This window comes from Mycolicibacterium diernhoferi (assembly GCF_019456655.1).
GTDB classification, from domain to species: domain Bacteria; phylum Actinomycetota; class Actinomycetes; order Mycobacteriales; family Mycobacteriaceae; genus Mycobacterium; species Mycobacterium diernhoferi.
Genome location: NZ_CP080332.1, coordinates 1,974,748 through 1,998,956 on the forward strand (window position 1 = coordinate 1,974,748; position 24,209 = coordinate 1,998,956).

The following is a 24,209-nucleotide window of genomic DNA, read 5'->3' on the forward strand; positions in this document are numbered from 1 at the left end:
GCGGGGACGCCTTCGTTGGGCACGTCTTAGTGGCCGCCGGAACGGTTCGCACGTATCAGGGTGGTGTATCTGGAACGAGGACTGCCAGCCCCTCGAACAGCCCGGCGAATGCCGGTGCCCGTGATAAGAACGTAGCGCCCAATCCTGCACGTTGGTCTCATTGTTCAGTTGTTGGATGAAGAGGATCTGCCCATGGCTGCAAAACTGACGAGAGCTGACCGAATCGCTCGCTTGGTCGAGAAAACGCGTCAGCGTGTAGAGAAGACACCGGTGAGCGTTCGGCAGCTCCGCCACATGCCCAGCAGCACCTTAGGGGTACTGGTGCGGGAGGCCGGGTATGCCCGGACTTCGCAGAAGCTCCTGTTGGAACTTGCAGATCAATTGCACGCGGCGGGTGTAGGTTTCAGTCCCGAGCTGGTGGACCCAGCCAATACTCCGAAGTCGCGGATCTATTTTTTCGATGCTGCCCGTCCCGTACGCGGACTACAGCCTACGCGCGAGTTGTTTAAGGACGAAGCTCAGCTGTCTCGATTCTTATGGCTCAATCAAGACTTTCTTGCTTACGCGGCAAAGAACCTCCGTATTCGAGACCGCGAGAAACGCATAGCACCTGGTGCGAAGATTGATCTCGTTGCCATCGACACGAAGACCCGAGAGCTCGTTGGAATAGAGCTCAAGGCAGAAGTGCCCGACCAGGGAATAGTCGCGCAAGCGGCGAAGTACATGAAGGCGCTAAAGGAGCTCGCCGAGCTGGAGGGCCGGCCTGGGGCTCGCCTGATGATTGTCACCGGTCAACCTGACGAGGAACTTGCCGAGAATGTACAAGCTCACGCGGACCGCCTCGGTGTGAAGACCGACTGGTTTCTGTACCGGGTGCGTTTTGAACTACGCGATGTCGGCCGCGCGGGTGAGCGCGCTGGCGGCAAGGCCAAGAGATGAGCATCCTCAAATGATGAGAGCTGGTCGTGCCGTGGTTGGGATGGCTAAGTTGGGCGCTGCGTCGCCGGTGAAGTCAACGTGTGGACCGGGACGAAAGTCTGCGCGATCACGTTCCGAAGTTCGACGCCGCACGCTATGGCAACCGAAAGGACTGCACGATGTTGTATGCGATTGACGGGAGCAAGTTGGTGCGACAGGAAGTCGCGACTTTCGGTGCCTTGAACCTCCGCGAGAGGTCAGACTTGCAGCGTCTGCTCCGAGAACATCCTGAGGCGCTGGATGACGATCTGATGATCATCGCTGAGGAATTCGGGGAGTGGGAGGATTCCCGCCGACGGATCGACCTCCTCGCGATCGATCGCCAGCGACGGCTGGTGGTGATCGAACTGAAGCGCACTGAAGACGGCGGGCATATGGAGCTTCAGGCGCTTCGGTATGCAGCGATGGTCTCGGCCATGACCTTTGATGAGGTGGTCAGTGTTTACGCACGCCACCGCGGGCAAAGCGTTGATCTCGGCACTGCCCGTGACGACTTAGTCGCGTTTCTTGACGTTGAGGACGCCGACGATGAGGTCGTCATTTCATCCGAATCGCGAATTATTCTGGTGGCGGCAGATTTCGGCATTGAAATTACGACCACCGTGCTTTGGCTTAATAACTTTGACGGGCTTGATGTGCGATGCGTCCGCATGGCTCCCTACGAGCTCAACGGTCAGGTGCTTATCGATATCACGCAGGTACTGCCCTTACCTGAGACACGCGACTACCAGGTGCGGCTCCGTAAGAAAGAAATCGCCCGTGAACGCAACACTATTGGGACGGATCGACGTGACTTTACTCGCTACCACGTCGTCGTCGACGGACAAGAGTCTGACCCGTTGAGCAAACGGCATGCGGTGCGCACCATGATCACGGAGCTGGGGAACCGCGGAGTCGCGTACGAGAAGATGGCCGCGTTGCTATTCAATCGTGCCCTCAGGTCGGTTCCTGGACAGATCACTGACGAGGAGGCTCTAGTCGATGCGCTCGCAGCGGATCATCCGACAGCGAAGCCGAGGAGCTGGTTCGTTGAGTACCCGATTATCGACGGCGACCGAACGTGGGTAGTTTTCCGAAAGTGGGATGGAACTACCTCCGTGGATGCACTTGAAACGTTGTCGAGTGCATTCCCCGATGCGGGAGTCGGGTTTCGACCAGCTACGTGAGTCGAGGAGAGTTGGGGCAGGAAGATCTGCGGGCTGAGGGCTGGGCTGGTGGCCAGGATGTACTGGGCAATCCGAGAGGTCTGGCAAGTGGAGTATCAGTTGCCGTCCGAACTGGACTTGTCTTGAACTGGCTAACTTGCGCTGCGTGAGGCGCCTTTGAGGGCGGCCTCGTACTCGGCTGGTAGAACGTAGCCGACGGCCTCGTGCAGGCGATTGTCAATGGCCAAGTTGAAGTATCCGCTGGTGGCCGGATGAAAGTACCCGCCCCGTGCGGTAATCACTAGGTTGGTTTGGGGTTCTCCTTTCGGTGTTGGGCGTCCTTCATGCGGTAGGAGTCGCCGTCGGTGATGACGACGGTGGCGTGGTGCGGGAGGCGGTCCAGGATGCTGACGGCGGTGGTCTGCTCGGGTAGGAATCGTCCCTATTGAAGTACCCCAGGTTTTGTTCCTAGTTGGGTACGAGGGCCGGGGTTGGCTGGCTCGCAGGGTGTGAGGCGCCGGTGAGGGCGACCTCGTACTCGGCCGGTGAAACGTAGCCGAGGGCTTCATGCAGGCGTTCCTGGTTGTACCAGGCCACCCATTGGGCGGTCGCTAGTTCGACGTCGTCGACGCCGCGCCAGGGCTTGCCACGGTTGATCACCTCGGTTTTGTAGGCGGCATTGACGGCCTCGGCAAGGGCGTTGTCATAACTATCGCCTCGCGACCCCACCGAGGGCGCGATCCCGAGCTCGGCCAGCCTGTCGGTGTATGCCAGCGACAGGTATTGGGATCCGCGGTCGGAATGATGAATCAACTCAGATAGATCTGAGTCTGACTGCCACACAGCGTGATTGAAGGCTTGTAACGGGAGATCTTCGGTGCGCATCGTGGTCGATACGGCCCAGCCGACGATCTTGCGGGTGCAGACGTCGGTGACGAACGCGGTGTAGCAGAACCCCTGCCAGGTCCGCACGAAGGTGATGTCAGCGACCCACAACCGGTTCGGTGCGGCGGCATTGAACTGGCGGTTGACCAGATCGACTGGACGTTGATCGGCGGGGTCGGTGACCGTGGTGAACACTGGTCTTCCTCGCTGGATGCCGCGCAGGCCGGCTTTGTGCATCAACCGTCGTGTTTGTTCGCGGCCCAGGTGCCAACCGCGACGTTTCATCGCTGCGTGCATCTTCTTGACGCCGTAGACGGAAAAGTTGTCTTTATGCACGGTGCGGAGGTCGGCGATCAGCTGTTCGTCGCGGATCTCGCGGTCAGAGGCCGGGCGGGTCCGTGCGGCGCGGTAGCCGCGGGCGGTCAGGAAACCCGGGATTGCTGCCCGTAGGATACGGCAGATGAGCTCGACCCCGAATTGATCGCGATGTGCATCGATGAAGGCGATCATTTCGTCACGGGGCGGTCGAGCTCCGCTGCGAAAAACGCGGATGCTGACTTCAAAAGTTCATTTGCTCTGCGTAGTTCGGCGACTTCACGCTTGAGCTTGCGGATCTCGGCGTGCTCGGCGCTGGTCGTGCCGGACCGTTCGCCGGCATCGACCTGAGCTTTGCGTCGCCACCGACGCACCGATTCCTCCGAGATGCCGAGTTTGCTGGCCACCGACTTAATGGCCTCGAACTCAGAAATATCCGAGGCTTCCATCATGGTGTCCAACAACCGCAACGCACGATCGCGAAACTCCGGCGAATACTGACGGGGCATGTTCCTGATCCTCCTATAAAGATCGGAACAAAACCTGGGGTACTTCATATTGTTCGAAGGGCCAGTGCGAGTCGATGGCCAGGGATCGGCGTTCGTAGGCGCCGGCGACGAGCCGGAAGAGCAGTTGGGTACCGGTGTCATCGAGCGGTGCGAAGCCGAGTTCGTCGAGGCTGATGAGGTCGACGCGCAGCAGGGATTCGATGGTCTTGCCGACGGTGTTGTTAGGAAGGCCGCGGTAGAGGGTTTCGACGAGGTCGGCCGCGGTGAGGTAGCGGACTTTGTGGCCAGCGTGAATTGCGGCGGTTCCCAGGCCGATCAGGGTGTGAGACTTGCCGGTAACGGCTGGCCCGATGATCGCCAGGTCTTGTTGCGCCCTAATCCATTCCAGGCTGGATAGGTAGTCGAACACCTTCGGCTGGATCGATGACGCCGACACATCGAAGGAGTCCAATGTCTTCGCGACTGGGAAGGCTGCAGCGTTGAGATGGTTGACGATGTTGGACGTATCGCGGGCGGCCAACTCGGTCTCGACCAGGGTGCGTAGCACTTCTTCGGGTGTCCAGCGTTGAGTCTTGGCGGTCAGCGAGACCTCGGGTGCACTACGTCGTATCGCAGCCAGCTTGAGCCGGCGCAGCCCAGCATCCAGATCGGCAGCAAGTGGCGGGCTCGACGGTGGGACAATGGGTTGCGCAGTGATCAGCGGTGGGATCTTGGTCATGAGATCACCTCGCCATCGATGACGGTGCTGATCTTGTAGGCGTCCAGGGAACGGGTCGGGGCGACCGGCAGGTCCAGGATCAGCGCGTCGCGGGCCGGGCGGGGCTGCGGTGCCCCGGTTCCGGCGGCCAGGATGGAACGCACGTCGGCCGCGCGGAACCGTCGGAATGCCACTGCCCGATGCAATGCCGCGATGAGCGCCTGTTCGCCGTGGGCGGCACCGAGGGCGAGCAGGATCTCCAGCTCTGATCCGAGGCGGGTGTTGCCGGTAGCGGCTGCACCGACCAAGAACGCCTGTGCGTCGACGCCGAGGTCACAGAACTGCTTTTCCACGGTGGTTTTGGGGCGAGGTCCGCGGCTCGATTGCGGGCGGGGTCCGTCGTAATGGGCATCGAGGATTGACGCCGAGCCCGGCGCGGTGAGGTTATGTTCGGCCACGACCATCCTGGTGGTTGGTTCGACCAAGCAGACCATGCTGTGGTCGATCACCACGGCCACGGTGGCCCGATCAGTCGGGTGGGCACCGAGTAGCGCGCTGAGCCGTAACGGACACAGGAGAGCCGGTCGACTTTGCGGAGCACCGAGCCGGCCCCGATCTGCAGCCGCAACGACGGTAGTGGCTGCAGCAGTTCGCGTTCGGTGATCAGGCGTTGGTCGGGGATCGCACAGATCTCTGAGTGCACTGCGGCGTTGACCTCGGCGCACCACGTCACTGCAGCGGCGTTGGCCGACCGTAGATCACCGCGGTACCGGTGACTGCTGCTTCGATTAGCAGCGGTACTGCCAGGTCGCGTTGGGCGTAGCCGCACAGGTTTTCCACGATGCCCTTGAGCTGCGGATCGTTGGGGTGGCAGAAGTCCGGGGCGAGCCCGTAATGGCCTGCCAGGCGTACCTAGTCCGGGGTGGGAACCACGACTTTGGCGACCACTCCGCCTTTGAGGCAGGCCATCCGGTCGGCCAGGACCCGGGCGGGGACCCCGCCGATCGCGGCCAAGGCTTCGGCGATCAATGCCAGCGTCGTGGTCGCTTTCTGGTCGGTGGCAAAGCGCACGAAGCGCCACCGGGAGAACGCCAGCACCGCACAAAAGATGAATAGTCCCGGTGCGGCTTGGGCCCAGTCGAAGACCAGATACTCACCCGGTGAACACACCGCGGGGGCGGCGCCCGCAGTGATTATTGCTGCGCCACATTGCTTTCTCTTGCGCAACCAGCCGACGGAAGTTACGCGCCGAACGGCTGAGATTCGAGCGTTGGATTTCTCGACGCGTTCGGTGACCAACTCGGCCACCGAATCGTAGTTGTGGGTCCGTTCTGCTCGCGGTGGCGGCGGCATGCCGGACTGGTCGGCTTCGAACTTGTCGATGACCTTCTTAACGGTCCGGTGGGTGGTGCCACACTCCTCGGCGGCCGCCCGGCACGACCCGAGTTGTTGATAGGCAGAAATGATGTCCATACGGTCCCTCGCAGACTTCAATGGAACTCCCCGGTGGTGATGGCGATTGGTTGGCACCTTCACCGTCACCATCGGGGCCCGCAGTTCCTGATCGAACGACGAACACGGGGTGGATACTTCTATCTGGCCAAAACTGGATACCTCAACTTGGCCACCAGTGGGTACTTTTTCATGGCCACGGACAGGCGATCCGTTAGGCGTTAAGGCGAAGGGCCCACGATTGGTAGTCATTGGTCGGAACTGAGAGCGGCTCGAAACCTGCACGGGCGGCGAGTAATTCACTCGGTCTGTTCTTGGTATGGATGGTAGCGGTGAGAACCGCATCTAGACCTGAGCTGCTAGCTTGTTCGAGGGCCAGTTCAGTTGCGACCGCAAGTGCCTCGTTCGCTACCGATCCGCCCTGACCGCGGACGCTCACGCTGACTGCGAGGCATCCTATATGCACTTCCATGAGTGGAGGAGCGGTATCAAAGATTAGGTGGGCTGCCGCGACGATCGTTTGGTCGTCCGTTCGACCCACCAGGAGCAAGTCCCCGTTCTTGAGCCGTTTCGAGCACTCCCGGAGGTGGCTTTGTGCCTCGCGCTCCCACTGCTTTGGGTGGGGAAGTTTGCGGCCGTCTGGCGTCTTGGGGAAGTCGGACGTGCAGGTGAACGCTTGGAGCTCGCGCGCCGCTACGCGATCGACTATGCATTCCCAAGACAGGGAGCGATCGGTCACTTGGACTCGCTCACCGCCAGCCAGTTCGCCAAATCGTCTGCGCTAGGACGGTTCTCGATCGCCGAAACGCGGGCATCCGCGAGGGCTTTGTCATCCGGCTCGGGGAATTCTATCTCGTCGACCGGAACGTCGAGAGCCCAGGCGAGGAGCTCTGGAGATGCGTTACCGGCTTCCACTTCACGGTGAAGGGCGTCCACCAGAACGGCGGGGACGAGGCGAGTTGACGCTTGTTGTTCTCGCAGGGATACCGCCGCTTCGCCGCCGATCATCCATTCGGTTTCGGCGTGAGCCCGAATCAATCTCGGTGTCGTGTGGACTAACGCGTCCTCGACCGCTGCGGCAGGCTTGATCTGTAGTGCGGCAAGGCGATTCCTTAGTGCCTGTGTCGAGACGCCAGTGAACCATAGGTACCGGGCGAGACCGGCCTCGTCTTTTCTGTCCCAGTTTTCATTGGACACTTCCTCACTCGGAAGAAGTAGGTTGGCCGCGAACGAGTCAGCGGGTCCCTCGTTCTTTCTATCGGTGCTCGATAAGCCATCGTGATGACCGAGTGCAAGATGTCCGAGCTCGTGCGCCAACGACCAATTGCTTCGAAACCAACGTGGCGTAGTGGCAAGGATAATGATCGAGCGGGACCCTATCCTGAGCGAATAGTCGGTGGTGAGGCCGGCGATGCGCACGATATCCACGCCCAGCTTGTTCTCGACTTCGTCAGAGAAGTCTCGGACGAACGCTTCGCCTAAGAGTTCACGGAGCGCTAGCGGATTCTTCGGCAGCGCCCTGGATGCTGGGGGACCCGAAGGGAATGCTGCCTGGTAGGCGGCGATCACCTGGCCTAGAACGGCCTCATCGACGTCGCGCCCAGGATTGTCGCGTCGGCGGTGCTTTGGATCCCACTTGTGTCGAGCGGCGATCTCTACCTTTCTCGGATCGTCTCTGCCTGTGATCATCCAGTACACGTCAGCGCCTAGCTCGTCGGCTAGGCGGGCAAGCTCGGTGGAAGAGAACCCTCGTTGTCCGTTCAGGGCGCGAGAAAGTGCGTCTGGGGTCATCCCAGCTTTCTCTGCGAGCCGCTTCTGGCTCATGCCAAGCGGGAGCCTTGAACGTATGCGATCACCAACCGCCTTGAGCTCCGCATCCATGACGACATGCTAGCTGCGGTGTTGGGAAATTCCCAACACCGCAGCTAGCCTGGCGTTAGTCCTCGACCTCCCATTCCAGCGCTACATACAGGAGCGTGCTTTGTCTCCACTGCGAACCGCCACGACGTCGGCTGGTCGGAACTAGGGTTCGAGCAATGGGGGAGAGTCGAGCCGAAGCTGACCATCTGTCACCCGGGCAGCGCTACACGATCCGGCGAGCCGTCCAAGAAGCGATCGACGAACACGGCATCGAATGGGCTATGCGGAACACCTGTTCGCATCTCGAAGCTAAGTACGGCATCTCCTACGACACCCTCGAGTACCTGCTCCATGACGAGTTGCCGGCGGCGTTGCCCGAGGAGCTGCTGACTTCGGGCCAGCGAAACAAGATCCGACGGGACTTCAGCGCCGCGACCTCCACCACCGACCCCACCCGCAGACACACCGCCGTCGCCGAGATGGTCAAGCGATCCGCCGAGCACTTCGGAGTGTCCGAAGACACCATTCGGGCGGTTGTCGGTATCGAAGGCGATACTGTGCCGGCAACATCACTACCCGGAGGATCACCTGTGCCTGTAGCCGCCCCGTCCCTGCCCGAGCCTGGTCAGGTCGTCGAGGTGCGCGGCTCAACGTGGGCGGTCGCCAACGTCCAGGCGCAGGGGCTACCACTCAGCCCGGCTGACGACGCAGCCGCGAAGCTGAACCACGTCGTCGACCTCCAGTCGCTCGACGAGGACCGCCTCGGTGAACAGCTGTCGGTGATCTGGGAGCTTGAGGTCGGCAAGACCGTCACCCCGCCGCAAGGATTACCCGAGCACATCAACCCGGAAGGCTTCGACGATCCCGTCACCTTGGCCGGCTTCATCGACGCGATGCGCTGGGGTGCGGTCACCTCGGCGGACCCCAACCGCTACCAGGCGCCATTCTGGTCCGGTGTCACGGTGGAGGCCTACCAGCTCGAACCACTACGGCGTGCGCTGACCAGCCCGCGTACCAATCTGCTGCTCGCGGACGACGTCGGATTGGGCAAGACCATCGAGGCCGGCCTCGTGGTGCAGGAACTGTTCCTGCGGCATCGAGCCCGCACCGCAGTTATTGTGTGCCCGCCGAGCTTGGCGCTTAAGTGGCAAGACGAGATGCGAGACAAGTTCGGCCTGCAGTTCGTCATCGTGAACAGCGAACTGATGGCCGAGGTGCGCCGCACTCACGGCCTGCACGCCAACCCCTTCCAGCTGTATCCGCGGGTGATCGTGTCCATGGCATGGCTGCCGCAGGTGCGCTGCCAGCGATTGCTGCGCGACGTCTATGCCCAGGCAAAGAATCCCAAGCTGGGCAAGCGGTTCGTCTTCGACATGCTCATCGTCGATGAAGCTCACCACGTCGCGCCGTCGAGCCCCTCAACCATTGCCGGCGGCCGCGGCTACTCGGTGGACACCCAAAGAACCGTCGCGGTGCGCCAACTCGCCGACACGTGCGAGCACCGCCTGTTCCTGAGTGCCACCCCGCACAACGGCTACCCGGAGTCGTTCACCGCGCTGATGGAGATGATCGACCCCCGCCGGTTCTCCCGCGGCGCGCTGCTGGACGCCGCTGCGCTCAAGGACGTGACGGTGCGCCGCCTCAAGCGCGATCTCACGGGCAAAGGGTTCAAAGAACGTCAGGTAACGACCCTCAACTTCACGCCCGAGGTCAGCGAACAGGAGATGTTCTCCCTGCTCGACGAGATCGTCACCCGCAGCGCCAAGCAGAACGGCACCAAACCGGGCGGCGACATCGTGACCATGCTGCTCAAGAAGCGGTTCCTGTCCAGCCCGTTCGCCTTCGGGATGACGATTAGCCATTACCGCGACGCGCGAGCCGGGCGCGGGCTGCGCGACGACGAGTACGACGACATCTTCGGTGAAGGCCAGGCCGACGAGGAAGAAGGCCTGTGGGAGCACGACGAGGCCGAGCGGCTGCGTGAGTCCAAGGCCTCGGACCCACTCAGCGCCGCCGAGCCCGGTCAGCTGGAGAAACTCGCCGATTGGGGATTGAGCTACGAAAGCCGACCCGACTCACGCCTGGAGCGGCTGATCACCTTCCTCGACGCGGTCTGCCGGCCCGACGGCACCCACTGGTCCAACGAGCGGGTGGTGGTGTTCACCGAGTATGCGCACACCCTCGGCTGGCTGCAGCGAGTATTCGCACAACGCGGCTACGCCGACCGTTTGGCCGTCATCGAAGGCGCAACCCCCACCGAGGACCGGGAGTACATCCGGTCCCAGTTCACTGCCGACCCCACCGAGGAACCGGTGCGGGTGCTGCTAGCTACCGACGCCGCCGGCGAAGGCATCGACCTGCAAAACCACTGCCACCGGCTGGTGAACTTCGACATCCCGTTCAACCCGTCCCGGCTCGAACAACGCATCGGCCGCATCGACCGCTACGGGCAAACCGAAACACCCGAGGTGTTTCACTTCGTTCCCGACGACAAGTCCTCCACCTACGCCGCCGACGCGAACTTCATGGCACGCATCGCCAAGAAGATCGCTCAGGTCGAGGTGGACCTGGGATCGGCGAACCAGGTGATCGGTGACGAGATCCAAGAACACTTCGCCCAACGCGCACCGGCCAAACGCAAAGCCAAGGGGCTTGACGGCAACAAGGTAATCCAGGAAGCCTTGGCCGGCGGCATCGAACTCAATACGCGGCTCACCGAACTCGAACGCGGCTACGACGCCTCACGCGCCGATCTGCATCTGGAACCGCAGAACCTGCGTCGGGTCGTCGACACGGCACTGCGGATCAATCATCAGCTTCCGCTGGAGCCAGTGGGCGATGCCGACACCGACGCCGAGGTCTTCGAAATGCCGCCGCTGAGTCCCGCATGGCAGGACACCCTCAAAGGCTTGGCTACCCGGCTGAAACCCGATGTGCCGCGACCGATCACGTTCGACCCGACCGCCGCTGAAGGACGTGCCGACCTGGTGTACGTCCACCTCGGACACCCGATCGTGCAGAAAGCGCAACGGCTGCTTCGCCGCTCGCTATGGAGTGTGGACTCCACCCTGAACCGAGTCACTGCGGTGGTGATCGACGATGCTGCGGAGTCGTTTGTGGCTGCCGTGACCCGTATGGTGCTCGTCGGCCGAGGCGGGGTGCGGCTGCACGAGGAGGTGTTCCTGGTCGGTGTGCGACTGAAGGGCAGGCGCGCGATGGCCGAGGAGAAAGCCGAACAAGCCCTGGACCACGCACTGGATGGTGACCGGCTGACGCTGGCTAGTCGCCGGGTCCGCGACGACTTGTGCGACATCTGGAACGCCCCAGATGCACCACTGCGGGCTCGACTGGAGGACTCCATGCACGCCCGCGCCGACCGCCGCCACACCCGCGTGCTGGAGCAACTGGACAAACGCCGAAGTTCCGATATTCAGCGGGCCCGCGACATCTTCGCCGCGTTCCGGACGAATCTGCGCGAATCACTGGATCTCTTGCGCAGCAAGGAAGCCGAAGCCCAAGCCATGCTCTGGGCCGACGACCAGCAGAAGCAATGGCGCCGCGACATCGACTCAATGCAGCGCCGCCTCGATGAACTCGACGACGAGGAGGCCCGCGAGATCGCCGCGATCACCGGCCGCTACGCCGACGTGAAACCTCACACCACCGCCGCCGCGGTGGTGTTCGCCCTCACCCCTGAAGACGCGAAAGCGGGGCTGCGCTGATGGCACCCCACACATCCCGACAACGTGCGACACCCAACGTTTCCGAGCTGCACCGCGCGTGGCTCGAACTCGTCGACACCGACGGCCCGTTCCTGGCAATCGCACCACTCAAGCGGGTCTGGCCCCAGGGCATGCCAGCCCTGGACCACGAACGCAAAGAAGCACTGCTGTACGCCCGCAAGGACTTCGAAGCCGCATGGGAGGCCGCAGACCGAGCCACCGGCAACGACGGCACGACAGGCGACGCGTACCGCATCGCCCGCGACAAATGGGTCGAAACCGTCCTGCGCGACGTCGTCGGCTGGGCCGAGTCCCTGTCCTGGGGACCCGTCGCCGGTATCACGGCTCAATCACCCAACCGCGCCGTCACCGTCGGCGCCGAGGCAGCCCTGCTGGACCCCGACGGCGCCATCGGCGCCCTCGTGTCGGTGATCGACCCTGTCGACTCATTGCGACAGGTCCCCAGTGACCTCTGGGCGGCCACCCCGATCGACCGAATGGAAGCGCTCCTGCGCGACAACGACATTCCGATCGGCATCGTCACCGACGGGCGCTGGTGGGCACTGGTGTGCGCACGTGCCGGCGCCATGACCGCCTCCGGTGTCGTCGACGCGCTGACCTGGGTCGAGGAAACCCGCACCCGCGACGCTTTCCTGACGCTGATCTCGCGTCAGCACATCATCGGCGGCACGGAAGACGAGCGGCTGCCGGTACTGTTCGAGGAATCCGTGGCTGCTGCCGAGGAGATCACCGAGGCCCTCGGGGCGCAGGTGCGTCGCGCAGTGGAATTGCTCATCCAGTCGTTCTCCGAATCGGCACGCGACGCTCAACAACGTGGCGAATCCGATCCACTGCCCGCCGACACCCACCAAAGCTATGAAGCCGCGGTGACAATCATGATGCGGATCGTGTTCCTGCTGTTCGCCGAAGAACGCGGCCTGCTGCCCTCAGGAGAGTTGTTCGAGCAAGGTTACGGAATCTCCCGCGAACTGGACCGACTGCAAGCACGCGAGGCCGAGGAAAGCGAAGAGGCCCTCGATGCCACCTCGCTGACGTGGCATCGGCTGCTCGCCACGAGTCAGGCGCTCTACGGTGGTGCGTCCTTCGAGAACATGCGGGTGCCCGCCTACGGCGGTTCCCTCTTCGACCCGGAGCGTTTCCCGTTCCTGACCGCGCTCACCGCGCACGGCACCTTGGCCATCACCGTGTCGGACCGGGTGATGTTACACGCGTTGCGCTCGGTGCAACAGGCCGTCCTCAAAGGCGGTGAAGCACGGCGAATCTCTTTCCGCGACATCGATGTCGAACAGATCGGCTATATATACGAGGGTCTGCTGGGTTACACCGCTGTCACAGTCGATGGGATCTACCTCGGTCTGCAAGGTGCCCGCGGCGAAGAACCAGAGATCTCACTGTCTGAACTGGAACAGCTCGCGGAGGCTAACACCACCCCGAAGAAGCTGGCCGAAGCGATCCGGGCACACATCGAACGTGATCAACCCTCGGCCAAAACTCAGTCATCTGCCGCAATCACCAAAGGCATTGGCGCCCAGATCGAGCCGAGTGTGATCAGCGGCCTGGCGCAAGCGGTCGGCGACGACACAAAGTTGCGTGAGCGTGTGCTGCCGTGGTTGGGAATCATGCGGCAGGACCTCCGAGGCCGACCTTTCGTGGTACTCGACGGCGGGCTAATGGTCAAGGAAACCCCGTCCCGTAAGAACGCGGGAGCGCACTACACGCCCAAGTCACTCGCCCGAGAAGTCGTCCTGCACGCGCTGCAGCCACTGTGCTACTCACCCGGTCCCTATCAGACCGCCAATGAATCGGAGTGGAGACTCAAGTCCTCAGATGATTTGCTGAGCCTGAAAGTCGCCGACATCGCCTGCGGCTCAGGAGCATTCCTCGTCTCAGCCGCTAGCTATCTCGCCGACCGAGTCGTCGAGGCGTGGACTGCCGAGGACCCCGCCAACGCCCACCGCAGCGACCTGCACCGGCGAGCCATCCGCGAAGTGGTCGCGAACTGCCTCTACGGCGCCGACATCAACGACATGGCCGTCGAGATGTGCAAGCTCTCGTTATGGCTAGTGTCGTTGGATCGAGACCTGCCGTTCTCATTCGTCGACGACAAGATCTTCCTCGGTAACTCCTTGCTCGGCATCACCAGCCTGGACCAGCTCCGGAAGTTGCACATCGATCCATCACGCGTCCCCGCTGGGGAGATGTTCGACATCTTCGACGTTGATATCGACGCCATCATCGCCAAAGCTGCTGACCTTAGACGCAAACTTGCTTCCGAGATTGACGAGAACGACCCGGCTCGTAATAGTGCAGCCAAACGCCGCCAGCTTGCTCAATTACGTGAGGTTACAACTAATTTGCGTAGGATCGCGGACGGCATCGTTGCAGCGGGTCTTCCGCTCGGCGGAAAACCGGGCAAGGCGCTCGACGAGGCCTACGAAAACCTGCGCATCGCAGTCAAAGCCGCACACCCTGAATCCGGCGTGGCGACCTCAACGATGCTCGACACGATCATCGACGCCGGTCTCAAGCCAACCGTGGCCACCGACTATCGTCGGTGGCAGCCTAACCACTGGATCATCGAAGCGGCTGACGTTTTCGTTGAGCATGGTGGTTTTGATGCAATCGTCGGGAACCCGCCGTTTCTCGGAGGATCCCGGATCACGGGTGCGGTGGGAACGAACGTCCGCGACTGGCTCGTCGATGTACTCGCTGGCGAAACTCGGGGAGCGGCCGACTTAGTTGCGTACTTTTTCTTGCGTGCGCACACGCTGATCAACCGGCGCGGGACGGTTGGCCTGATCGCGACTAATACTCTGGCTCAGGGTGATTCACGAATAGTTGGTCTCGACCGTATGGTCGCGTCAGGGTTCTCGATCACGCGCGCGATTCAGTCTCGGCCGTGGCCTGTTGCCACCGCAAACCTCGAGTTTGCGGCGGTGTGGGGAAGCCTCGCTGCTATTGCGGACGACGTGCCACGGATCTGCGACGATGTTCCCGTACCCCGCATCTCAACCCTGTTGGAGCCCGCTGGCCGCGTCGACGGGAAGCCGCAACGGCTGGCTACAAATACCGATATCGCGTTCGAAGGCTGCAAACCCATCGGAATGGGTTTCATTGTCGAGCCGGGGCAGGCGGAGCAGTGGGTCGCCGACGACCCAGCCAACACACACGTGCTTTTCCCTTACCTAAACGGAGAGGACCTGAACTCGCGACCTGACTGTTCCGCGCGCCGTTGGATAATCGATTTTAATGATCGCCCAGAGGAAGAATCAACGAAATTCTCACTGCCGTATTCGCGGATACTGGAAGTGGTCAAGCCCGAGCGGGCGACGAACAACCGAAAAGTTTACCGCGACTATTGGTGGCAGTTTGGTGAAAGACGACCAGCCATGCGTAAGGCGATTGCAGACCTCGATACGGTTCTTGTGTTGACGCGGGTAAGCGACACGCTGATGCCGATTCGAGTTTCGAGCGCACAAATATTCAGCGACCGCTTGACGGTGTTTGCGTCCGATTCGCTAACGCTTCTTGGAGTTCTATCGTCGTCCATTCATAGCCTATGGGCCATCAGGTATGGCACTACCCACGAGACGCGTGTCACCTACAACCCATCAGCAGTGTTCGAGACCTTTCCTCGTCCCGTAACCACCGACCGAGTGACCGCGGCTGGCGAGTTGCTTGATACCAGACGACGTGAAGTGATGCTTCGCAGGGAGTTTGGTCTGACGCACCTCTATAATCTCGTCAACGATCCGCAGATCACCGATGCTTCCGACCCGGATATCGCCCGGATGCGGGCCATTCATGTCGAACTTGACGAGGCGGTAATGGACGCGTATGGCTGGTCCGACATCGCGCTCGACCACGGCTTCCACACTTATCGGCAGATGCAGCGCTGGACGGTGAGCACCGCAGCACGCGTCGAGATTCTCGATCGGTTGTTGGAGTCAAACCATTGCCGAGCAGCCGAAGAAGCTAAGCAGGCAACGAAACCGAAAAGCAAGGGACGCCGGGGCAAGAACTTGTCGGACGAGCAAGGGACACTGCTGTAATGACTAGCGCCACTGAGAAAGCGAAGGAACCGGCGTCGTCCTATGAGCTGACATTCGAGCCGGACGGCTCGTCGTTCACGGTTCGAGAGAACTTGGTCGACATTCTGGAGCGCGAGCTGCTCGGCCCGATCCATGGCCCTGAAGAGTTGTTGCCCTTTAGCCCACGCTCCCAGTACTTGGTCGGATACATCGCGCCAGTGCGGCTCAGCGGCGCCACAGCCGGTAACGGTGACGCCGCCGACGGCACCGAGCGTGGCGAGCTGGCTGAGGCCCGTGCTGATGAGAACGCCGCGGCTGAGGGACGGGGTATTCCTGCGTTTGCGGCGGATGACGGTGAGGCAGACGCTGCCGACGACGATGCTGAGGACCGGGCGCCCAAGCAGGGGTTGATGATTCCCTCATCGATGGGTCTGCGGTTTCAAGTACCGCCAGATTTGGAAGCGTTCACGGTGACGGCATCGTGGGGAACGTACGAGTCGGTGCAAACCGACAAGGTCACCAAGGCCGGGCGTCCGATCCGTACTTTCCAACGGCTTCCGGTCGAAGAACCCCGCACGATCCGCCTTGCCGATCTCGATGCGGGGCAGACGACGACGATCCCGTTGCGCGACACCATCTGTCTTCGGGTGGACCGCTACGACGACGCTGCGTATGGCCGGGTGCTCATCGAGATCGCGTTGTGCAACGACCGCGAGACACCGATGCCGATCCCGATCGGGATGTGGATGTTCCAAACCAAGCTCCACGTCGATGCCGGGGGAGCTGAGGTATTTCTCCCGGTGTGCGACGTCCTCGAGCAAGACTTGCCGGAACACGACCCCGAAGTGCAGCGTCTAAATTTGCAGTACCGCAATAGGCTTGAGTACGCGATCGGTCGGACCTGCTCGGTGGACTGGACCGTCAAGAAGGGCTCGCGACGCGCCACCGCTGTATGGACCACGTGGCTGCCGGTGGCTGAAACCCCGCAGACACAGGCTCGCGACGTCGAAAACGCACTGCTATCCATGGATGCACTAGCCACCGCGACAGCAGAACGAGTCCGCTCCGGACTACAGCCCCTGATCGACGGCTACGGGGACTGGCTCGACACGCAAGAAGCCGCGACCATGCAGTTGCCGCCGCATCTTCGCGATACTGCCGACCTGGCCCTGGTGGAAGCGCGTCGGGCCCACAAGCGACTGCTAGCGGGGCTGGAACACGTCGTGGCCGACGTTGAAGCGCTGCGCTGCTTTCAGTTCATGAACGCCGTGATGCGCGATCAGCGCATTGCCTCTCAGGTCGCGGCCTTGCGGGCATCGGATCCCGCGTTGTCGATCGCCGATGCACAAAGCAAGGTCGCCGAAGTGGGTGCGAAAGCCGCATCCTGGCGGCCATTCCAGCTGGCGTTCATCCTCATGCAACTCGGAGCCCTAACTGACCCGGCTACGTCTCTGCGCAGTGCCGCGCACCTGGCGCAGGTCGAGTTGTTGTTCTTCCCGACCGGCGGCGGCAAGACCGAGGCCTACCTCGGGCTGGCCGCCTACACCTTCGCGATCCGGCGCCGCCAAGGTGTCGTCGATTCCACCGACGGCCCGCTGGACGGCCGCGACGGCGTAGCGGTGCTGATGCGCTACACCCTGCGGCTGCTTACTGCCCAGCAGTTCCAGCGAGCCACCGCACTGGTGTGCGCAGCCGAGCTCGCGCGTCAAGCTAACGAAGCCACCTGGGGCAGTGAACCGTTCCGGATCGGGCTGTGGGTGGGGACCGACGTGAGCCCGAAACGCTTCGAGGAAGCCGACGAACAGCTGACCAAAGCCAACGAATACGGGTCGCATCGGCTGACCGTGCTCCAGGTCCAGCGCTGTCCCTGGTGTGGTACCCCAATCTCCGCGGCACAGGTCAAAGCCGACGCCACGGCCCGGCGGGTGTTCGTCTACTGCGGTGATGACCTTGCCCGCTGTCCGTTCGCCAAAGGCGGGCAGGTCAGTGAGGGTCTGCCGATTCTGACCGTGGACGAGGAGATCTACCGGCTGACACCGGCATTCGTCATCGCCACCGTCGACAAGTTCGCCCGCCTGGCCCGCGAAAGTGAAGCCGCGGCATTATTCGGCTACGTCGGCCGGCGCTGCGGTCGCCATGGCTACGTCCATCCCGACTACGCGGCGTGCAACATCTCCACCGCGCATCCGGCCGCGGCCGGATATCCCGCGGCCACCGTCCACCCGGTGAACCGGCTCCGGCCCCCTGATCTGATCATCCAGGACGAGCTGCACCTGATCACCGGGGCGCTGGGCACAGCGGTCGGCCTGTTCGAGGTTGCGGTCGAGACCCTCGCGTCCTGGGAAAAACCCGATGGAAACCCAGTGCGGCCGTTGATCGTTGCGTCCACTGCCACCGTCCGAAACGCACAGGAGCAGGTGCGTGGCCTGTACGGGCGGCGCCTGGAGATCTTTCCGCCGCAGGTGCTCGACGTCGCCGACACCTATTTCTCCCGTGAAATACCGATCACCAAGGCAACCCCCGGGCGCCGCTACATCGGGGTGAGTGCGCAGGGTGTGCGCCTGGCCAGCGCCGAGATCCGCGTCTCGGAGGTTCTGCTCTCGGCCGGGCAGCTGCTGTTGGACCGCAGCGGCATCGCCGCCGACCCCTACCTGACGCTGGTCGGATACTTCAACGCCACCCGCGAGCTGGCGGGCATGACCCGCTATATGGGTGACGATGTGCAGAATCGGATCAAGCGGCCCCGCAAAGACTCCGGATTCCCACCCCGACACGGGGCCGCGTTCGGTCTGCTGAACACCGGTGAACTCACCGCGCGGATCGCGTCGTCGGAGATCGGCCGCACCCTCGACAGGTTGGGGTTGGAGTTCGACCCCGACTATGACACCACCGAAGCCTTCCAGGCCCGAATGGCTGCACAGCGCGACGGCAAGAAGGTGCCCACCCGCAAGGAGGCGCCGTTCGACGTGGTACTGGCAACCTCGATGCTGCAGGTCGGTGTCGACGTGCAGCGACTTGGGCTTATGCTCGTCGTCGGTCAGCCCAAGAACACCGCCGAGTACATTCAGGCGTCTTCTCGTGTCGGCCGCGACGCTTCACGCCCCGGTTTGATTGTGACGCTGGGCAATTGGGCGCGTCCCCGTGATCTGGCGCATTACGAACAGTTCCGTCACTACCATGAGACGTTCTACTCTCAGGTGGAAGCGTTGTCCGTGACCCCGTACTCGCCGACATCGCTGGATCGAGGATTGGACGGGTTGTTGGTCAGCGTGGCGCGCGTAGTGCAGGCGCCCCTCGATGACGGGCTCTCCCAGGAGCGCAGTGCCTGGCGGATCAAGGAACACCGGGATGTGGTCGACCGGGTGGCCGAACGACTCAAAGCCCGGATCTCGGCTGGGGCGCAGGATGACGCCAGGGTGAAGTATGCCAGCGACCGGTTGGTCAATCGCATCGATCGGTGGGTCGATCGTGCCAACCGCGCCAGCGACATGCACAGGACCCTGGTGTACGAGCGCACCGGGGAAGGGGACAAATACCTGCCGTTGCTGATGAGCCCCGAGAACGCCAAAGCCGGTGTCGGGTCGTCGAATCAGGCGCCGTTCGTCGTCGCGAACTCGATGCGGGAAGTGCAGCCGGAGATCAACATCCTCGTCAGCCCGATCCCAGAGCGGCTCTTCGCGCATGTACCCGACGGAGCACCACGGTGGACCCTGCCAGTGGGGGACGAGGACTGATGACCGACACCGCACCCGAAGAGGTGATGCTGCACGATCCGGGGGAGGCGCTGGACCCGCTGACCGACGCCGAAGACGCGGTGGTCAAGAACCGCGCCAAAGTGGGCTCGTCACGGCCGTCGTCGCTGCTGTACACCTACGGACCGGGCGCCATTATGGATCTGCCCGGTTTCTCGGTGATGCCCGCGGGGCTCGACGACTGGGAACCCATCTGGAAACGGCGCGAAAAGATCCCGGCGATCATCGAGCCCCGGCTGCTCAATGTGATCCGGATGCACCTCGGTCCGCAGGTGGACGCGCTGCGGCCCTATCCTTGGCAGCCGAAACAGAATTCGTTCGCCAAAGAGGGCGCCGACTTGGGGATCCCCGCAAGGGTATTCCCGCAGTGGCTGCGATGCACGGGCTGCGACTACCTCGGCCCGCTGCCACGGTTCAGCTACACCAATACTCATCCCTTCCGGCCCGATCTCGCGCAGTTCACTCATAAGGGCTGTCCGGGTCGCGGTGCGCAGCGCGGTGGCGCGAAGACTGGGAAGCGAGAAAGCCCCGCGGTACCCGCGCAGCATCTGCTGACATGCACCAACGGTCATGTCGACGAGTTTCCCTACGAACTGTGGGTGCATCGCGGCCGGCGATGCCCCAAGGCGGAGCGACCGGACCTCAAGATGCGTGATGCCAACGTCGGCAAGAGCGTTGGCTCGATGATCGCATGCACGCAATGTGGGGCCAACCGCGGCATGGCAGAGGCACAGGGCTCGGTGGGCCGCGACAAGTTGCCGCCGACGTGCCGGGGACGTCACCCACATTTGAACGCTTTCGATAAAGAGTGCGACGCGCGGCCGACGTTGATCATGATGGGTGCCTCGAACCTGTGGTTCGCCTCCACGCAGTCGATCATCGTCATGCCGCGTACCGACGCAGAGAAAGCCGAAGCCCTCGGCGACCTGCTCCGGCTGGAACTCGGGGTCGACACCGTCAAGCAGTTTGCTGGACAACTCGACGTTATCCGCGCGATGGCAAGTATGAAAGATATTGACCTGAGCGGTGTTTCGAATGAGAGTCTCTCGACCGCGATTGCCGACGCGCTCACGCCGCCAGAGTCCGACGAGGAGCGCAAGAAGAAGCGCGACGACTGGGATCCCGTAGAACTCCTGGTCCCCGAATGGCAGTATCTCCAGAAGCCTGCGCTGTTCCCCTCCCAGAAGAACACCACGGGGCTGATGGTGACCGACATGGCCCGCGGCCCCGAGCTTCCCCCGCAGATCAGCCGCGTCGTCGCGGTCAACCAGATGAAGAAGGTCAATGCCTTCATCGGGTTCACCCGTCTCGATGAGATGGACCGGGTCAACGATCTGCCTGGGCGCCTGGTCAAGCTCACCCGCAACGGGAAGCCGACGTGGGTGCCCGCGACAGAGGACCGCGGCGAAGGAATCTTCCTGCAGCTCAGCCTCGATGCCGTCGAAGCCTGGGAGAACATCATTTATACGACGCCGCTGTGGACGGCACACCAGGCGGCTAACCGGCGCAACTTCGCCCGACGCTTCTCCGAGACCGCCAAAGCCGTTAAGCCTGACACTCGGCTACCTGCACCTCGATACTGGTTGCTGCACACCCTGTCTCACGTACTGATCCGTGAAATGGCAATGTCGTGTGGCTACGGTGCGGCCAGCCTTACCGAACGGATCTACGGCTGGCCGGCCTCCGCGCACCGCGAGGGCGCTGCCGGTTTGCTGATCTGCACGACTGCCTCAGATAGCGAAGGCACCCTGGGAGGTCTCGTCGCGTTGTCAGAGCCGGCTCGACTGCAAGGCCTAGTGATCAACGCGCTACGGCGGGCGGCCCGGTGCTCGTCGGACCCTGTGTGCGCCATGCGAACTCCGAGCGACCCCGAGGATTTCCTGCATGGAGCGGCATGCCACTGCTGCACCTTCGCCTCGGAGACATCGTGCGAGAGGGCGAACCGGTTCCTCGACCGCCGCTTCTTGCTCACATTGCCGAGCGCGCACGGCAAGCCGGTGCCAGGGTTCTTCGGGAGCCCTGATGTCCGATGATCCGTTGAAACAACTGGGGGAGTACCTGACCGCTACCGAGGCCGAAAGCTTGGCAGCACTCATCGACGCCGGTGAGCATACCGCGCACGCACTCGTATCGATAAGCCACTCCCGTCGCGACCGAGCCGCAAATCTGTTGAAGACCGCGGGAATCGGACACACTGAACCAGCTCTGTCGGTGGCGGTGCTCCGCGGAATCGCAGGTGCCAAGTCCGTGCATCGCGACCTCACACCGGTGTGGACGATGCCCGGAAACGAAGCCACGACCGGACATCTGACCAATCAGTTTCACGAGGTCGTCGCCGCGGCCCGCATTTCGGTGACGTGTGCGACCTATAACTTCTCATCGACATCGAGCATGTGGGACGCACTCCAGACAGCATCCGAGGAGCCCGAGGTGGTTGTGTGTGTCTACGTCGACGCAGGCAAGGGCGACCCTGGCGGCGTCAAGGCACGGCTCCCGCGGGCGAACGTCTACCGCTCAGCCAACTTGCCGAATGGACAGCCGATCGTCAGCCATACCAAGTTCATTGTCGTCGACCATGAGGTCGTTCTGCTGACAAGTGCAAACTTCTCGTACAACGCTGAGAACCGAAACATCGAGTTCGGTCTGCTGATTCACGACAGCGGTCTCGCAGCATCAATTGAGTCGACCATGGCCAGCAAGCGGGGGAGCTTGTACGAGCTCGTGTAGCGCTGGAATCATGGTTTGGCGTCGAGGTTTATCGCATGGAGGAACGGGCTCGGATCACCATTCCACGTGACGAGCAGCTCTTCGCGGGCACGGGTGCACGCGACAAAGAGCAGGCTTCTTTCCCGCTCGATTCCATGTTCATGGGTGAGCTCATCCTCATCGATGGGCGTGACCGCATTCGGCAGGGGTAACTGTGTAGCGTTCACGCCCGCCACGACGACACAGCGGAACTCCAAGCCCTTCATCCGATGCATCGTGCCAATGCTGATCGCATCTACGTCGCCTGCAGTGGAATTCGAAAGCTCGATGGTCGGAATGCTGTGGGCTTTCAGTTGGCCTTCGATCTTCGAACCGCCCCACTTTGTGCGCGTCGCAATTCCAATCTCGGATGGGGTGATGCCTTTGTCTAACCAACCCTTGATGTACGCGGTTACGAAGCGGGCTTCGTCCTCAGCGTTAGGCAGGCCCACCGTTCTCGGGGTCATGCCGTGAACGAACGACCTGCATCCGGCGATTGAGTCGAGGCCGCCGTCCATGTCATCGATCGCGGCTCCGCGCATTAGCCCCAAGCTCCATCCGAGGATCTCAGCTGTCGTGCGATAGTTGAGATTGAGTTTGCTTGAGCGGCCTGCGACGTTGATGCCAACTTCGCGAAAGCTGACGCGGTGATCATAGATTCGTTGATGCGTGTCGCCTGCTATGAAGATGTCGTCGGACAACTTGGGTACAGCTGCACGCAGCAGTCGCCACTGGTCGGGGCTGAGGTCCTGCGCCTCATCGATGATGATGTGGCGATAGGGCTTGTTGGTGTCGCCTTCTAGCACGGCGGTAGCTTCGCGGCGGACCGTCTCATGGGTCCAGCAATTGCGCTTGCCAATGGTGTCTTCGAAGTCGGCGATCGCCTGCCAAACCTGCGATCGCTGATTCTGACCCAGCGGTCGGCCTCGGCCGGTTCGCTTCGTGGCTCGGTAGTCATCCGCACCTGAAATACGTCGAGCGAGCACAACTTGCCGCCACTCTTCGGCAAGGAAGGCATCCGAGAAAGACACGCCGAGTTGTTGAACGATCTTCTGCCAGATGGCCTTCTCTTCGACCGAGCTCAACATCTTGGGAGCGCCGAACTTCTGCCGAAAGACGCGATGTGCCAACTTGTCTACATGGCACACTTCGACATCCGTGTTGGTCCCGCCGTTTAGCACGTCGAGTCCCCACTGCAACGAATCGGACAGGGTCGACGTAAAGGTCGTGACGAGAACCTTGCCTTCGCCTCGGTTAACTAGATTTTGCGCCCTGTGCAAGGCGACGACAGTTTTTCCCGTCCCGGGTCCGCCGGTCACGCGGGCTGGTCCGCTGTACGTGGCCTCGGCGATGGCACGCTGGGTTGGGTGAAGGTAGACACGCCAGGTTGCGAAGGGATACTCGTAGGCCTTCATGAGCTCTTCGGGGCCGTCGACGAGCAGCACCCTGTTCCTACTGCGAAGTACTGCGGCGTCGAAGTCGGATGTGTCTACCGGCTCATCCAGGATGGCTGCACCCAAATCGGCCCACACTTCATCGGGGCTGAACCCTGCCGCTAGGCCGCAGAGGACATCCCATTGTGTCTCGGGGAGCAGCGCTTTGGCTGCATCGAGCTGTGCAGTCGAAGTCAGCGCACGCGCGAACTCCAAAGTGCTGTCGTCGATACCCAGCTTGTGCATATCGGAGTCACGAACACTCTCGAGCAGAAGGGTTGGAGCGCCCTGCGCGGCAACGGCCAGGTCCGGCAACGCATCTTCTAAGCCAGCTTCATCTCTGATCTCGATGCCGCCGGTCGCGTGATTGATCGAGATGTTGCTGCGTTGCGCCCAGGCATAGGCATCGTTGTGCGGCAGGACCTTGAGCAAGGTGTAGACGTCGCCGGCTTGTGGGGCGAGCACCACCCCGCGCCAAAACTGGTCGATCCGGATAGATCGGAACCGTGGGTTGCGGGCGTTGTTAATCTTTTCCAGGTGCAAGCCGGTGTGAGTTGCAGTGCCGAACTCGTCGAATACTTCGGTGACGCGCTTTGCCACGGGCTTCTCGAGCTTGAGTAAATCGGACAGAAACCCTTTGTCCATAGCTAGGGTCGGCATCGCT

Annotated in this window: 10 protein-coding genes, 3 pseudogenes and 1 other annotated feature; of the genes and pseudogenes, 7 read left to right on the top strand and 6 right to left on the bottom strand. The window is 62.2% G+C overall.

The window, feature by feature from the left end:
- Positions 1–192: 192 nt before the first annotated feature.
- Positions 193–939 carry a PDDEXK family nuclease gene (locus tag K0O62_RS09310; RefSeq protein WP_131830354.1) on the top strand — a complete coding sequence of 249 codons (747 nt, stop codon included), beginning with the start codon at positions 193–195 and terminating at the stop codon, positions 937–939.
- Positions 940–1,019: 80 nt separating this feature from the next.
- On the top strand, positions 1,020–2,144 hold the full coding sequence (locus tag K0O62_RS09315) for a PDDEXK family nuclease (RefSeq protein WP_079244064.1): 1,125 nt from the start codon (positions 1,020–1,022) through the stop codon (positions 2,142–2,144).
- A 280-nt stretch (positions 2,145–2,424) separates the two neighbouring features.
- Here the strand turns inward: K0O62_RS09315 and K0O62_RS09320 are convergent.
- The 5 genes and pseudogenes from K0O62_RS09320 to K0O62_RS09340 form a co-directional block, all read right to left on the bottom strand.
- Positions 2,425–2,565: pseudogene (locus K0O62_RS09320) on the bottom strand (ATP-binding protein); the annotation flags it as partial.
- Between the two features lie 26 nt (positions 2,566–2,591).
- Positions 2,592–3,832, bottom strand: a protein-coding gene (locus K0O62_RS09325; RefSeq protein ID WP_372512867.1) for an IS3 family transposase whose coding sequence is annotated in 2 segments (ribosomal slippage) — positions 2,592–3,547 and positions 3,547–3,832 — 1,242 coding nt in all. Because the reading frame shifts where the segments join, the coding sequence is not laid out codon by codon here.
- Positions 3,441–3,557 (bottom strand) — a sequence feature (AL1L pseudoknot). Its footprint overlaps the gene before it by 117 nt.
- Positions 3,833–3,878: 46 nt before the next feature.
- Positions 3,879–4,550, bottom strand: a pseudogene (locus tag K0O62_RS09330) (ATP-binding protein); the annotation flags it as partial.
- Positions 4,547–6,023, bottom strand: a pseudogene (locus K0O62_RS09335) (Mu transposase domain-containing protein). The pseudogenes K0O62_RS09335 and K0O62_RS09330, both read right to left, overlap by 4 nt.
- Before the next feature lie 693 nt (positions 6,024–6,716).
- On the bottom strand, positions 6,717–7,862 hold the full coding sequence (locus K0O62_RS09340; RefSeq protein WP_073858575.1) for a helix-turn-helix domain-containing protein: 1,146 nt from the start codon (positions 7,860–7,862) through the stop codon (positions 6,717–6,719).
- A 155-nt stretch (positions 7,863–8,017) separates the two neighbouring features.
- On the opposite strand from K0O62_RS09340, the gene drmD reads away from it, so the two are divergent.
- From drmD to drmC, 5 genes are read left to right on the top strand one after another with little or no spacing between them, the layout of a single operon-like run.
- Positions 8,018–11,563, top strand: coding sequence for a DISARM system SNF2-like helicase DrmD (gene drmD / locus K0O62_RS09345; protein ID WP_234800239.1), 3,546 nt, complete (start codon positions 8,018–8,020; stop codon positions 11,561–11,563).
- Positions 11,563–15,636, top strand: coding sequence for an Eco57I restriction-modification methylase domain-containing protein (locus tag K0O62_RS09350; protein WP_073858576.1), 4,074 nt, complete (start codon positions 11,563–11,565; stop codon positions 15,634–15,636). The genes drmD and K0O62_RS09350 overlap by 1 nt, the downstream gene beginning before the upstream one ends.
- Positions 15,636–19,349: a DISARM system helicase DrmA gene (drmA, locus tag K0O62_RS09355; RefSeq protein WP_073858577.1), complete on the top strand. Its 3,714-nt coding sequence runs from the start codon at positions 15,636–15,638 to the stop codon at positions 19,347–19,349. The genes K0O62_RS09350 and drmA overlap by 1 nt, the downstream gene beginning before the upstream one ends.
- Complete coding sequence (gene drmB / locus K0O62_RS09360; protein WP_073858578.1) at positions 19,349–21,400, top strand: MrfA Zn-binding domain-containing protein; 2,052 nt, start codon at positions 19,349–19,351, stop codon at positions 21,398–21,400. Before drmA ends, drmB begins: the two co-directional genes overlap by 1 nt.
- Complete coding sequence (gene drmC / locus K0O62_RS09365; protein ID WP_073858579.1) at positions 21,390–22,094, top strand: DISARM system phospholipase D-like protein DrmC; 705 nt, start codon at positions 21,390–21,392, stop codon at positions 22,092–22,094. Before drmB ends, drmC begins: the two co-directional genes overlap by 11 nt.
- An 8-nt stretch (positions 22,095–22,102) precedes the next feature.
- Here the strand turns inward: drmC and K0O62_RS09370 are convergent, their stop codons facing one another.
- On the bottom strand, positions 22,103–24,205 hold the full coding sequence (locus K0O62_RS09370) for a UvrD-helicase domain-containing protein (protein WP_073858580.1): 2,103 nt from the start codon (positions 24,203–24,205) through the stop codon (positions 22,103–22,105).
- Between the last annotated feature and the right edge of the window lie 4 nt (positions 24,206–24,209).